11 protein-coding genes and 1 riboswitch are annotated in these 14427 nt (G+C 39.0%); of the genes, 3 read left to right on the forward strand and 8 right to left on the reverse strand.

From position 1 onward, the window contains the following. Nucleotides 1-45 precede the first annotated feature (45 nt). Complete coding sequence (locus OZX76_RS09215) at nucleotides 46-1410, reverse strand: amino acid permease (protein WP_277179673.1); 1365 nt, start codon at nucleotides 1408-1410, stop codon at nucleotides 46-48. 98 nt (nucleotides 1411-1508) lie between these two features. Then, nucleotides 1509-1685: riboswitch (Lysine riboswitch) on the reverse strand. A 135-nt stretch (nucleotides 1686-1820) separates the two neighbouring features. On the opposite strand from OZX76_RS09215, the gene OZX76_RS09220 reads away from it, so the two are divergent. The 3 genes from OZX76_RS09220 to OZX76_RS09230 all read left to right on the forward strand — a co-directional run bounded on the left by OZX76_RS09220 (nucleotide 1821) and on the right by OZX76_RS09230 (nucleotide 5922). Next, the gene (locus OZX76_RS09220; protein WP_277179674.1) at nucleotides 1821-3044 is read left to right on the forward strand and encodes a C39 family peptidase; all 1224 of its coding nucleotides are present in this window, start codon (nucleotides 1821-1823) and stop codon (nucleotides 3042-3044) included. Between the two features lie 30 nt (nucleotides 3045-3074). Next, a complete protein-coding gene (locus OZX76_RS09225) occupies nucleotides 3075-4148 on the forward strand; it encodes a P1 family peptidase (protein ID WP_277179676.1) in 1074 nt (357 codons plus the stop codon). Nucleotides 4149-4305: 157 nt separating this feature from the next. Beyond that, on the forward strand, nucleotides 4306-5922 hold the full coding sequence (locus tag OZX76_RS09230; protein ID WP_277179678.1) for an alpha-glucosidase: 1617 nt from the start codon (nucleotides 4306-4308) through the stop codon (nucleotides 5920-5922). A gap of 219 nt (nucleotides 5923-6141) precedes the next feature. On the opposite strand, the gene OZX76_RS09235 is transcribed toward OZX76_RS09230, so the two are convergent. The 7 genes from OZX76_RS09235 to OZX76_RS09265 all read right to left on the reverse strand — a co-directional run bounded on the left by OZX76_RS09235 (nucleotide 6142) and on the right by OZX76_RS09265 (nucleotide 14363). After that, nucleotides 6142-6642 carry an O-acetyl-ADP-ribose deacetylase gene (locus OZX76_RS09235; RefSeq protein ID WP_277179680.1) on the reverse strand — a complete coding sequence of 167 codons (501 nt, stop codon included), beginning with the start codon at nucleotides 6640-6642 and terminating at the stop codon, nucleotides 6142-6144. A 96-nt stretch (nucleotides 6643-6738) separates the two neighbouring features. Next, a complete protein-coding gene (locus OZX76_RS09240) occupies nucleotides 6739-7596 on the reverse strand; it encodes a sugar ABC transporter permease (protein WP_277181545.1) in 858 nt (285 codons plus the stop codon). A gap of 2 nt (nucleotides 7597-7598) precedes the next feature. Continuing rightward, a complete protein-coding gene (locus OZX76_RS09245) occupies nucleotides 7599-8957 on the reverse strand; it encodes a sugar ABC transporter permease (RefSeq protein WP_277179681.1) in 1359 nt (452 codons plus the stop codon). Between the two features lie 67 nt (nucleotides 8958-9024). Further along, nucleotides 9025-10245, reverse strand: coding sequence for an extracellular solute-binding protein (locus OZX76_RS09250; RefSeq protein ID WP_277179683.1), 1221 nt, complete (start codon nucleotides 10243-10245; stop codon nucleotides 9025-9027). 71 nt (nucleotides 10246-10316) lie between these two features. Further along, nucleotides 10317-11423: a sn-glycerol-3-phosphate ABC transporter ATP-binding protein UgpC gene (ugpC, locus tag OZX76_RS09255; protein WP_277143288.1), complete on the reverse strand. Its 1107-nt coding sequence runs from the start codon at nucleotides 11421-11423 to the stop codon at nucleotides 10317-10319. 4 nt (nucleotides 11424-11427) lie between these two features. Next, on the reverse strand, nucleotides 11428-12105 hold the full coding sequence (gene pgmB / locus OZX76_RS09260; protein ID WP_277179685.1) for a beta-phosphoglucomutase: 678 nt from the start codon (nucleotides 12103-12105) through the stop codon (nucleotides 11428-11430). Further along, on the reverse strand, nucleotides 12090-14363 hold the full coding sequence (locus OZX76_RS09265; RefSeq protein ID WP_277179687.1) for a glycoside hydrolase family 65 protein: 2274 nt from the start codon (nucleotides 14361-14363) through the stop codon (nucleotides 12090-12092). Before OZX76_RS09265 ends, pgmB begins: the two co-directional genes overlap by 16 nt. Nucleotides 14364-14427: the final 64 nt, after the last annotated feature.

Here is a 14427-nt window from a genome sequence, read left to right on the forward strand (position 1 = left end):
GGCTTCTGCAATAATTTTTTCTTTAGTCATTATTTACTTCTAGTTCTACTCATTAACTGGGTACTTATGTCTAAAGTAGTAATAAACACCAACAGAAATTGCTGGAATTAGTAAACCTAACAATGAAGTCACTGGATCATCAAAGAAATTGTTAATCAAAATAATTAAGAAGGCAATAACAGCAATGATAACTGTCCACGGATAAGCCCAAACTTTGTATGGTCTTGTGACATTTGGTTTGCGGTGACGTAGAACCGGAACGGCTAAAATTGATAACAGATTAAAAATTGCTCCACTGAAGACAACTAAGGAAGTCAATTCATTTAAGTCTCGTGTTAAAACGAGCGCAATTGAAATAATCATTTGCATAATTAAGCCGTGATCAGGTGTCCGGTATTTTGGATGAATATGCTCAAATGTCTTCCATAATAAGCCATCTTTAGAAACGGCATAGTAATAACGTGAAAAGGCTAAAATCATTCCGTTTAATGAACTAATCATTGCCAAAACCATTGTTACAGCAACCAAAATTGTACCTGCATAGCCCATAAATGTCTGGGCCACATTAGTCCCTAAGTACAATTGACCAGCCCTAATTGACTTAGCAATTGCTTTAGCAGGTAATGAACGATAAATCGCAAAGTTGAACAACACATAAACAACTGTTGTAAAACCAACCGATAAAATCAATGCTCGCGGCAGGTTCTTTTGCGGGTTTTTCATTTCACCGGCAACTGTGTTCAAGTTAGTCCAGCCCTCAAATGCCCAAAGAGATGCGATTACCGCAAAGGCCACCATTTGAATAATATCAATCACATTACCATGACCAGCAGGTAATGACAGTGACAAATTAGGCATATAGTGACCAAAAAAGACACCCAGACCAATAATTAAAACTAATGGCAAAATCTTTAGCACCGTGAAGAAATTTTGCACCCATTCACCAACATTAACACCAAAATAATTAATAACTGTGAAAATAACAATTAATAAAATTGCAACTGTTTTTACAGTTAAATCATCAAAGTGGAAAAAGGTCGTCAAAGCCATCGGCAATGCAATCGCAATCGCCGCAATTGACCCAGGGCCACCAATCACCATACTTTGAAAGGTAAACATATAACCAATTACTGGTGAATATGCATCTGACAAATAAACGTAAATCCCACCAGTTTCGGGATTCATTGCTCCTAATTCCGCAAAGCACAGACTTCCCATTAATGTAACTAGACCACCAACTAGCCATGCCAAAAGTGCATAGCCCATCGACATTTGTGACCGTTGCAAGACATACGACCCAATGTAAAAAATACCTGAGCCAATCATAATCCCAATTAAAATATTACTCCCACCAAACACACCAATTGTCTTCTTCAGCTGCGGCGCGTTCTCTTCACTCTTTTCCTTCAAAATAACACCTCTTAAAAAATCAGGCCAACTTAAAAAGTTGCACAAACAAAAACCTCATTGTCCTAAAAACAACAAGGCTATAATTAATCATTTTAGACAAATCAAATAGCGCTCCTTGGGCAATAATCCAAGACAGTTTGCAAGATATTGTCCTGCAACCCAACCAAAAACTTGCACAAACAAATTCTTGATTTCGGCGATAATTCTTCGATTAACAATCTTTGCTTTTGTGTACTCCTGCTAAGTTAGTAATTATCGCAACCTCTAATATGTTGGCTCCTTAACTTAAAAAAAGATTAGGACAAAAAGCATTATTTGTCAATACATTGCTTTAATAATTATTTAACTTATTCCAATTTTATTAGAAATAATATGCTATGATAGATTTAATCACTTGAAAGGAGTCCTGCATGGAAATCATTCATCACTTTCACAACGCACAACCTATTGTTGTTAGTAACCAAGCAGCTGTTCTAACTAATGTTAATTTTCAAGTTGCAGTGCCTTGTAAATTAAATCAAGAATTATTAACCGATAATTTAGTTAAAGATGATAGTCAAAATATTTACTTCGATACTTCACAAGGATTGCTTTTATTTAGCGATGCATATTTTAAAGGATTAAATTATTTTAATAAACTTGTACTTTTTACTCAAGTTAAATGGGGAAAAGTCAAAAACTGCCACGGAACTAGTTTTTATTCCCAGCAGCATCAACTACTTAAAAAGTTACCATTAACCAGTAATTTGCAATTTATCGGTCAGGGAGAAGATATATTTCAGCAAACTTGGCTTATAACTTCAGCTGGTACTTGGGTTAATAAATGTGATATCTGGCTTGACGGCGAGCCGTTAATTACACGTACTCATGATTTATGCCAAGAAAAAACGCTGATTGTTAATCCTTGCGGCACAATTGCGTGCAATCACTTAGGGCAAAACTTGCAGAAAATTAACCAAGCAACATCGCTACAGATTAAAGCAATCAAAGAGGATATATTTGGCAATGAATATCTTCAAATTGCTCCCGATACTTTTATTCCGACAACTGATTGCATCTTGCATAACTATCCCAGCCACTTAACCCCCCAGCAACCACACCTGCTTATTACCGAAAATATTAACCAGATGTTTTGGGGCGTTCAAAACGGTTGTGAAGCTGCCGCCTTATTAATGGGACTTCATTACCAGCACAAGTTGGAAACAACGGATTATCAAACTTTTATCGATGAAATGCCGCTGGCTCCAGATTATAATCCGTATCATGGTTTTGGCGGTTCACCTTACGAAAATGTCACGGGACGTTTTGAAGCAATCTTTCCGTCTGCCTTATTAAATTGGGGACGTAAATTTACAGACTTGCGTGACTTAACTGGCGCACACGAGTCAGACCTCATTGCCGCTATTAAACGCGGCAACCCTGTCCTAACCTATGTCACTACTAATTTCACTCAACCAGATCCAGACACTTATCCGTGGGGCAAAACATACAAAAATAACCACGCCGTTTTATTAGACGGCTTTAGCGAAGATTTGTTTCATGTTTCCGACCCAATTGATGGTCATTACTGGCTGACTAAGGCAGCTTTTATGCAAGCATACAAGGTTAGAACATGGGCCATCGAAATTATGTAGAGCAATGTTTTTAAAGAAAGAAGAAAAATTATGGGACTTAATAAACCACTTTTAAATGCACTTAGCGACGCCAAACAAGGTCCGCAAAATTTAATTACTGATGTTGCCGGCATTACTGTTGGTCACAAAACATTAAAAACTGACCGGTTGAACACGGGTGTAACAGTAATTAAACCTTGCCAAGATAATATTTTCAGGGAAAAAATGCCAGCCGCTGTTCAAGTAATCAATGGTTTTGGCAAGAGTACCGGACTAGTGCAAGTCGAAGAACTTGGAACGATTGAAACGCCACTGGTCTTAACTAACACTCTAAGTGTCGGGACTGCTTATACTGCTTTAGTTAAGCAAATGCTTGCCGAAAATCCTGAGATTGGAACGACAACTGGTAGTGTTAATCCAATTATTATGGAATGTAATGACAGTACCATCAACCATATTCGTGATTTAGGTGTAACAGAAGCTGACGTTAACGATGCCTTTGCGGCAGCTGACACAAGTTTTGAAGAAGGACCTGTTGGCGGCGGCACTGGTATGTGCTGTTACGACCTAAAAGGTGGTATTGGTTCTTCTTCACGGCAAGTTGAAATCGATGGTAAAACCTTTACTATGGGGGCACTTGTAATGTCCAACTTTGGCTTTGGCGAAGACTTAAACATTTACGGCGAACATATTGGTCAAAAAATCACGCAAATGAGAAAGGATAAGGAAAAAGGCAGTATTATCACAATTATTGCTACCGATATTCCGTTTAATTCCCGGCAGCTAAAGCGAATTGCACGCCGCTCAAGCGTAGGAATTACCCGTAGTGGCTCCTTCACTGGTAACGGCAGCGGTGAAATCACCCTTGCCTTTTCAACAGCCAATCGTGTAAGTCACTTCCCGGAAACAGAGTTAAGCTCGATTCAAGCGATCACCGATGACAAGATTGACCGCTACTTCCGAATTACCGTTGACATTGTTAATGAAGCCATTCTAAGTTCATTAGCCCACGGTAAAACTTTTATCAATTGCGATGGTAAACCTGTTTACGGTTTACCAGATGCGTTAAACGAGTTGGGTGACGACCCAGATGCAACCAAGTTAAAGGAACAATTGGGACTTTAATTAATCTCGGCTAACACAATAAGTCATGAAGCTTAACTGCTTCATGACTTATTTTTCTTAACGACATTCCTGTTACCGGTAACGACAATTTTACCCTCTAGTTAAATGCTATAATGATTACCAATAATAGCGATTACATTTTATAGGAGAAAATATCATGACACCGTGGTGGAAAAAAGCAGTTATCTATCAAATTTATCCCAAATCCTTCCAAGACAGTAATGGCGACGGAATTGGTGACCTGCGCGGAATCATCTCGCGCCTTGATTATTTACAAAAGTTAGGGATTGATGCCATCTGGCTATCTCCTATTTACCTATCGCCGGGTGTTGATAACGGTTATGACATTGCAGATTACGAAAAAATTGACCCGCAATACGGCACAATGACTGAGATGGAACAATTAATTGCTGAGGCAAAAAAGCGGAACATTCGAATCATTATGGACCTCGTAGTTAACCATACTTCAGATAAACATCCATGGTTTATTGAAGCGCGAAAGAGCAAGACTAATCCTTACCGCGATTTTTATATTTGGCGTGATCCAGTTGATAACCACGAACCTAATGATTTGAAGTCGGACTTTTCTGGATCGGCTTGGCAGTACGACCAGCAGACTAAACAATATTATCTTCACTTTTTTGCGGCCCAACAACCTGACTTAAATTGGAAAAACCCTAAATTACGCCAAAAAATCTATGACATGATGAATTTTTGGTTAGATAAGGGCATCGGCGGGTTTCGCATGGATGTTATTGAGTTAATTGGGAAAGACCCGGATAAGAAAATCCGTGAAAATGGCCCCAAGTTGCACACTTACATTCAAGAAATGCACGAACACACATTAGCTCATCGCAACGTTATGACTGTCGGCGAAACTTGGAGTGCCGACATTAAAGGCGCTACGCAATATTCCGATCCTGACAGGCATGAACTATCAATGGTCTTTCAATTTGAAGATCAAGGAATTGACCAGCAAGTTGGCAAGTCCAAGTGGGACTTGCGTCCTTTTAACATCAGTGAACTCAAGAAAATCTTCATTAAATGGCAAACTGAACTTGATTATAACCATGCTTGGAACAGTCTTTTTTGGGAAAATCACGATATCCCGCGAGTTATTTCTCGCTGGGGCAATGACAACAAGTACCGCGTGCAATCAGCTAAAATGTTTGCAATTGCCCTGCATCTGATGCACGGTACACCATATATTTTTAATGGCGAAGAAATTGGTATGACTAATTGTCCTATCCACGACATCAGTGAAGTCGAAGACCTTGAGAGCATCAATATGTATCATGAGCGGCTTAAGGCAGGCTACACTAAAGAAGAATTAATTCACGCAATTAATGTTAAGGGGCGCGACAATGCCCGCAGACCAATGCAGTGGTTAAATGAGAAGAATGCTGGCTTTTCTAGTGCTAAGCCGTGGCTTGCAACTAACCCTAATTACCGCGAAATTAACGTTAAACAGGCTTTAGCTGACCCTAATTCAATCTTTTATACTTACCAGAAGTTAATTAAACTGCGCCATGAACATGAGATTGTCATTAACGGCAGCTTTGAGCCCATCACTACTAATGACAATATCTTAGCTTACTACCGCCAACTAAATAAAAAGCGCTGGCTGATAGTTGCTAATTTCAGTGATCAAGAAACCGCGTTTTCATCTGCCGACACAATTCAAGAAGTGTTAATTTCTAATTATCCTGAGCGCCAAACTCTTCAAAACATTACCTTGCAACCCTATGAAGCATTTGCTATCAGTGTTAAGTAATAAAAATAAGCCATGAGATTTCATGGTTTATTTTATATTTATAATTATTACTAATTTCTTGTGTTATACTTTTTATGGAATTAATATGATGTTTTGTCTAACACGAAACATTGAATGTGTAACAAGTTAGTCACTTGTTATGTATATGGGGCGATCTCAGTTGATCGCTTTTTTGTTGCATTCAAAAAACCTCTCAGTATTTACTGAGGGGCTTATTTTTTATATTTGCGTTTGATAAAGTGCAGCCGTTTTTTCATCGAATGCACACATTATTACTTCAATATTATATGATGCGTTCTTTTGCAGCCAGCTATTTACCGTTCTAAAAGCAATCATCGCTGCTCGCCGCGCTGGAAAGCCGTAGGCACCCGTTGAAATTGCTGGGAAAGCAATACTATGCAAATGATATTCTTTAGCTAAATCAAGACAGTTAATATAGCAGGTGCGCAAAAACGAATCGTCACTTGCCCGCCCCGAGTAAATCGGGCCAACTGTATGAATCACAAATTTAGCTGGTAAATGATAACACTTAGTTATTTTAGCCTGACCCGTTTTGCAGCCATGCAAAGTGCGACATTCTTCAAGTAATTCCGGTCCAGCAGCCTTGTGAATTGCACCATCAACGCCTAACCCACCTAGTAAAGTCTTGTTGGCTGCATTAACGATCGCATCAACTTTTAACGTCGTAATGTCAGCTTGAATAATTTTAACTGTTGCCATTATTTACCTCCCCTTTCTCTATATTTTAACCCAACTTAATCTCTAGCCATGCAAAAAAGTGCAGCCATATTAGCTGCGCTTTTAATAAATAGATATTTATCCCTTTTCTGCACCAGCGGTAATCCCGTTGACGTAGAATTTTTGCATAAAGACAAACAAAATTGTAATTGGAATAGCAATTACGACACATCCTGCCACAAATTCCGTAAAGAATTGCGTCGCATTCCCTTTAGTGTTATGTACCATATTGTACAAACCATAAGCAATAGTGTAATTCTTCGGGTTACCTGAAGTCGATAAGATAATACCTGAGAAAATGAAGTCAGTCCACGGACCGATAAAAGCAGTCAGAGCTGTATAAACAATCATCGGTTTAGCTAATGGCAAATCAATATGAGTAAAAATTTGCCATTTGGTTGCACCATCAATTTCCGCAGCTTCATCAATCGAAAACGGTACGGTATCAAAGAAACCTTTAGCAACGTAGAAGCCCAAGCCGGCACCACCGACATAAACCAGCAGCAGGCCGCCCAAGTTTAACATGTTCAAGCCCTTCAAAATATAGTAGAGAGCAATCATTGACATGAACCCAGGGAACATCCCTAATACCAAAGCAATCTGCATGAATGGCTTTCTAAATGAAAAGCGTAGACGTGACAAAACATAAGCCACAGAAATCGTTAAAAATGTGGAAATAATCATTGACAATACAGAAATAACCAACGTATTAATAATCCAATTAACTAATGGATATTGGGAGTTAGTAAAAATACCAATATAATTATCTATCGTAAATTTATCCGGCCAAAAAGTTGAAACAAATCCGGTATCATTGTATGAAAAGCTAGCCAAAATAATCCAAACAATCGGCAAAATCCAGACAACGGCTAAAATTGTTAATAGTAAATAACGGAAAATCAGCGAAAGGCGTCTTTGATTTTTATAAGATTTCATCATTAGCCCTCCTTGTAAGCATTAGTATGACGATAAGCAATCAATGAGAAGACCGCACTGATAATAAAGATTAGAATACCTAAAACTGCAGATGCGTTGTACTTTTGCTCTTGGCCAAAAGTCAAATTGTAAAGCCAAGTAACCAGCAAGTCAGTTGACCCAGCACCATTGTAACTATTATTCATTGGCGCACCACCCGTTAGCAAGAAGATAACGTTAAAGTTATTGATGTTACCAATGAACTGTTGGATTAATGATGGTGCCATTACAAATAAAATCTGTGGGAATGTAATTGACTTAAAGACTTGAATTGCATTCGCACCATCAATCTTAGCAGCTTCAATTTGGTCAGTTGGCAGATTCTGAATAATTGCAGTTGAAACTAACATTGAAACTGGAATACCAATCCACATGTTAACCACAATTACAGTAATTCGTGCAACTAACGGTGAGGCCTGACTATCAATAAAGTGAATTGGATGAGCAATCAATCCTAAATTAGTCAGGATTGCATTAAGTGCACCTTGATAATCCAAAAATTGCGCCATCATCAATAAGGAAACAAACTGCGGTACAGCCCAAACAATTACAAAAATTGTCCGCCAAAAACCTTTATGTCTAATCCCTTTAGATTCAATTAATAAAGCTAATAAAACACCAAAGAAAAAAGTAGTTACAGTAGCTGCTACTGCCCAAACTAACGTCCAACCTAATACTGGAAAAAATGTCCCTGATAGATCCCCACTAATGACATTGCCAAAAGCCTGAAAACCAGTCCAAGAAAAAGCAATTGCGTGTTGCCGATCATAGTTAGTAAAGGCCATCGAAATCATAAAAATTGTTGGCAAGATTGTAAAACTAATAATTCCTAAAAGTGGGAAGGCCATTAACGTATCATGCAAGCGAGCATCAAATAAATTAGCCAGTTCTTCTTTGTTGGTCATAATATGTTGACCATCACGCTTAAGAGCGTAATTTTTTCTCGTTGACCTTAGATTGACAATATATAGGTAAATCATCCCTATACAAACAATCAAAGCTAGCAAGCCAAACAACAAAATCAAAACAGAATTTGATGGTTGCTTAGTAATATAGACTCCCTGAGCTTTATCAAAGACAACTTTTTTAGTCTTATTAGGGCCCAAGTTCGTCATCATTGCCATTGCTGAAACACCACCGAAAATCAGCCAGACAATAAAGGCAACTTCAGCAATTAGCATTGCAAGACCTTTAACCCACTGCTTATTTTCTAAGGCATTACTACCCATAATAAAGAACGACAATTTTGTGGCAACACTGCCTTTAGACCAAACTTCATGAAAAGTTGCCGCAGGAGCTGCATGCTTTTTCTTTCTAAACATAATTTCCCCTCTTTTTAAGTAAGAAAAGGCTGGACATCAATCCCAACCTTTTTACTTACAAGATTAACTATTTCTTTTCTGAAGTCTTTTCCAATTTAGCAAGTTGTGTCTTGTATTGTGCAGGCTTAACTTTACCGTCGTATGCACCATTGATTAGTGGTGGAACACCATTCCAGAATTCAGCCATTTGTGGTAATTTTGGCATTAAAACTGAATTATTTGGTTGTGACATTTCAATAACAGCTGTAGCTACAGGATCGTTCTTAACTTCTGGAGCTGTAATTGCACTCTTAAGAACTGGGATTTGACCAGCTGCCTTATGTGTAATTAATTGAGCCTTCTTATTAGTAATAAATGCAGCAAGTTCAGCAGCTGCCTTTGGATACTTAGTATGTGCATTAACAGCAAAGCCTTCAATACCTAAGAATGCTTCCATTTGAACATCCTTACCACCAACATTAATCATTGGATATTTAGCAACGCCAAAGTTCTTACCTAAAATCTTCTTAATGTTAGCTGCGTTCCATGGTCCATCAAGGATTGCTTGAGCATTGCCCTTCTTCAATTGGTTTAACGCATTTGAAGTTTGCATTACACCCTTGTTGTTTCTTTGTTCAGCAAACCATTTCAAAGCATTAACACCATTTTGTGAATTATAGGTTGAGCCCTTTACGTCTTCACCACTATCACCGTATAGCTTAGTTCCTGCTGAGAAGAATACTGGCCACATAACATAAGCATTGGTAAAGTCGGTTGCAACCACACCTTTAGAAGTCAATGTCTTCCAGTTCTTAACATCACTAGGTGACAACTTAGATTTATTATAGTAAATCGTTTGTGCCTGTTGAGCATATGGATAAGCATATACCTTACCCTTCCAAGTTACACCCTTAACAGCAGAAGCAACATAATTAGACTTGATATTCTTGGTATCAGTTGGTGACAGTGGGTTAATGTAACCTGAGTCTGCCATTTGACCTAAGTGATCGTTTGGTGCTTCAAAAACATCAGCAGCTTTTGATGGGTCCTTACCAACATCAGTTTTAGCATTAGCCGAACCTGTTGGACTTTGCGTTACGCGAACCTTAATGTCTTTATGTTCTTTGGTAAAGTCTTTAACGATTTGCTTGTAATATGGCACCTGATTAGTGTCAACCCACAAGGTTAAATTACCGCTGTCGCTTCCCTTACTACTTGATGAACTTGAACCGCCATTAGAACATGCAGCTAGTGTCATTGCAGCCAAAATAGCTGTACTACTTAAAGCAACTTTCTTCCAAATTTTCATGTTAGTTACCTCCTAAATAAAAATAACATGCTTTTTAAAGCCAATGATTACCAAATCATTGATTGATTAACTTAATTAACAATTGCCAAGGTCGTATCCTTATCAAAGAAGTGCGCCTTATTAACATCAAAGCCCATTCTGACCTTTTCACCTGGTTGGTAAAGGTCACGAGCATTAATGTTAGCTACAAATTCAGTTTCATCTACCTTTTGGTATAACTGAATTGTGGCTCCGAGCAACTCTGAAACAACTACTGTTGAATCAACTGCTGAATCTGGCCATGTTTCCAAGAATGCCTGTTCAGCATGGATATCTTCTGGCCGAATACCGAAAACAACATCGCGGTCATTGTAGCCATTTTCTTCAAGCAATTTTGCCTTACCTTCCGGAACGGCAATCTTTAAGCCCTTGCCATCCGAAATCCAGCCATCATGATAATGAACATTAAAGAAGTTCATTTGCGGTGAGCCGATAAAGCCAGCAACAAACTGGTTAATTGGGTGATTATAAACTTCCTGCGGCGTCCCAATTTGTTCGATTTTACCAACCGACATTACAACCACGCGGTCTGCCAATGTCATGGCTTCTGTTTGATCGTGAGTAACATAGATTGTTGTTGTGCCTAAATCTTGGTGCAGCTTAGCAATTTCTGCCCGCATCGACACCCGCAATTTAGCATCCAAGTTAGATAAAGGCTCATCCATTAAGAAAATCGGTGCATCACGCACAATCGCTCTTCCTAATGCCACTCTTTGCCGTTGACCACCGGACAATTCCGCAGGCTTTTTATCCAAATATTCCTGCAAATTCAAAATTTCGGCAGCATGGTGAACTCGTTGATCAATCTCGGATTTTTTATAATGACGTAATTTAAGACCAAAGGCCATGTTGTCATAGATTGACATGTGCGGATACAGCGCGTAGTTTTGGAAAACCATCGCAATATGCCGGTCTTTGGGAGCAACATCATTCATTACCTGATGATCAACTTCCATCGTCCCCTTGCTAATGTCTTCTAGCCCAGCAATCATTCTCAAAGTAGTCGATTTACCACACCCTGATGGGCCAACAAAAACGATAAATTCTTTATCTTTAATGTGTAAATCAAAATCATTAACAGAATATTGATCATTACCCTCATATTTTTTGTACATATGGTTTAAATCAACTTCAACCATTCTTTTACCTACTTTCTTCTGGCCCTTTAGCAAAAACGGCCATTATTTCATCCAACTTCAATTCTTTTGTAGTTGTCACGATATAATCGGCTTGCTTAAGTAGCTGCCGATTGCCAATGCCAACAGCAAATTGACCTGCTGCCTTAATTGCTTCTACACCCGCTGCAGCATCCTCAAAGCTGATCACTTCATCTGTTGCTAATCCCAAAAGTTCCTGTGCTTTGACGTAAATTTCAGGATCAGGCTTACCACGATGTAACGTCGCCGGATCAACAATGTCATCGAACTGGTCTGCAATTCCTAACTTATTAAGAATTTTAGGGGCATTCTTAGAAGCCGAAGCAATACACATTTTTAATCCTGCATCCTGGGCGTCCCTTAATAACTCGAAAATCCCAGGCAAAATATCTTGCGGCGTCATTGTTTGCACTTGCTGTAAAAACTTTTCGTTCTTTTGTTCAGCGAACTTATCTTTTTGCTCAGAAGTATACTTATCTTCCTGATTGCCATAATGCAAAATCAGATTAAGTGAATCCATTCGTGAAATTCCACGCAGCGAATCTAGCTGTGCTGAAGTAAGATTAATCCCCAATTCTTGCGCTAAATTATTCCAAGCTGCTAAGTGAAATTTGGCAGAATCTGTTAACACGCCATCTAAATCAAAAATTAGTCCTTTAAGCACTTAGCTTCACCCTCTTTTAATTTAACTTTATGTCCACTAACTAAAACTGTTAAGTCTTCACCCTGAAGCAAAGTCAGCTTTGTTTCATCATGATTAACCTGAACTTTTATTAAGCGGTTTCGATAATTAATTATAAAACTATAACCATCCCAATTGTTAGGTACAAAAGGATTAAATTTTAATTGGTCATGATCGTAACGCATACCGGCAAAGCCCTGAACAATTGCCAACCATGAGCCACTCATTGACGTAATGTGCAGCCCATCATCTGTATCATTATTGTAATTGTCAAGATCTAACCGCGCCGTACGCTCATAGAACTCAACTGACTGCTGTTTTTTACCTAATTCAGCTGCCAAAATCGAATGTACACAAGCTGAAAGTGAACTTTCATGAACTGTTAATGGCTCATAGAAGTCAAAGTTCTGTTCTTTTTGTTCTTTAGAATAGCGGTCATTTAAAAAGTAAATTCCTTGCAGAACGTCAGCTTGCTTGATAAATGGCGAGCGCAAAATCTTATCCCAAGACCAGTGTTGATTAATTGGTCGCTGTGCAGCTGGAATTTCCGTAGCTGGTCTGATGTCTTTATCTAAGAAATCATCCTGCTGCAAGAAAATACCACGTTCTTGATCTTCAGGTAAGTAGATATTATCAACTATGTCCTGCCACTTGCGCTTTTCTTCTTCAGTTACATTGAGCCGCTCTTGAGCTTCTGGATCAGCTAATGGTAAGCGCTCAAGGGTGTATTGTAACAACCACCGTGCCATTGTACTGGTAAACCAATTGTTGTTAACGTTGTTTTCATACTCATTAGGACCAGTAACACCGTGCATGACATACTTCTTGCGCCACTTAGAATAGTGAACTCGATCAGCCCAAAAGCGAGCTGTCCCAACTAAGACATCCATACCAGCGTTTTTAACGTAAGACTCATCGCCGGTATACTTAGTGTATTGATAAATCGCAAACGGAATATCGCTGTTGCGGTGGATTTCTTCAAAGGTAATTTCCCACTCATTGTGGCACTCAGTTCCGTTAAAAGTAACCATTGGAAAGAGTGCACCATTTAGGCCCTGCTCTTGAGCATTATGATATGCACCTGGCAATTGGTCATGACGGTACTGCAATAGCGCCCGCGTCACGTTGGGCTGCGCCACGCAGAGATACATTGGGAAGATAAAGGCCTCTGTGTCCCAATAAGTTGCACCGCCGTATTTTTCACCAGTAAAGCCCTTAGGTCCGACATTTAATCTCTTATCCTCGCCATAGTAAGTCATGAAGAGCTGTAAAATATTAAACCTAATTCCCTGTTGAGCAGCATCGTCACCGGCAATAACTACATCACTTTTAGCCCAGCGCTTTTGCCAAACAGCTGTATGCTCTGCCAGATTTTGCGTAAATGTTTTAGATTGCAGCTGCTTCATTAATTCGTCAGCTCGCTGAACCTGCCTTTCGGGTTCAACATCACGACTAGTAACAACGATAACGTCCTTTTCTAAGTCGTAACTTTCACCTGCCTGCAAATTGGCGGTCACGCATTCACTTAATTGTGCAGTAGAGGTTGTCACTTTTCCTGTTACTAGTTGGTCAGCATGTCTCAAACTTGCCTTCAATAGAACTGTAAATTGAGGAACTTGATAAGGATTCGGCTTGGTCTTAACTTGGATTGTGCGATCAGCCTTACTTTCGCTAATCGCAAGCCAAAACTGCTCATCATAATTACTATCTTCATTAACAACAGTTCCATCCAAGGTAGAATTAAACGCAATTTGTGCTGTGCCTTCTAAAACTGTCGCCTTAACTTTAATCAAAGCCGCTTCTTTTAAACTAATATGTAAAAAGCGTTCAAATTCAAATTTTACTTTAACGTTTTGTCCTTCATAGATAAAACTACGTGACAGCAACCCTTGATGCATATCAAGTGCTAAGCGAAAATCACTGAATTTATTCTTAGCTAAGTCCAGCTGCTCGCCGTTAATCGTAATGCCAATCCCCAAAAAACTCGGAGCATTGATACTTTTACCAAAATACTTTGGGTAACCGTTCTTCCACCAACCAACTCGCGTTTTATCAGGGAACCATACCCCAGCTAAGTAACTACCCTGCAGACTATCACCAGAGTATCCTTCCTCAAAGTTACCACGTACTCCCATATAATCATTGCCAATTGCCGTGATACTTTCTTGTAGTCGTTTATCGGCTGGAGAAAAGTCTGTCGTAGCAACTTGCCATGGATTAACCTCAAAAATTCGTTTCATTAAATTCGCTCCCTCTTTTGTGAGGTATTCTTTGTTTACGCTTTCATTATTACTGAAATAATTA

Source organism: Lactobacillus sp. ESL0677, assembly GCF_029392875.1.
GTDB lineage: Bacteria > Bacillota > Bacilli > Lactobacillales > Lactobacillaceae > Lactobacillus.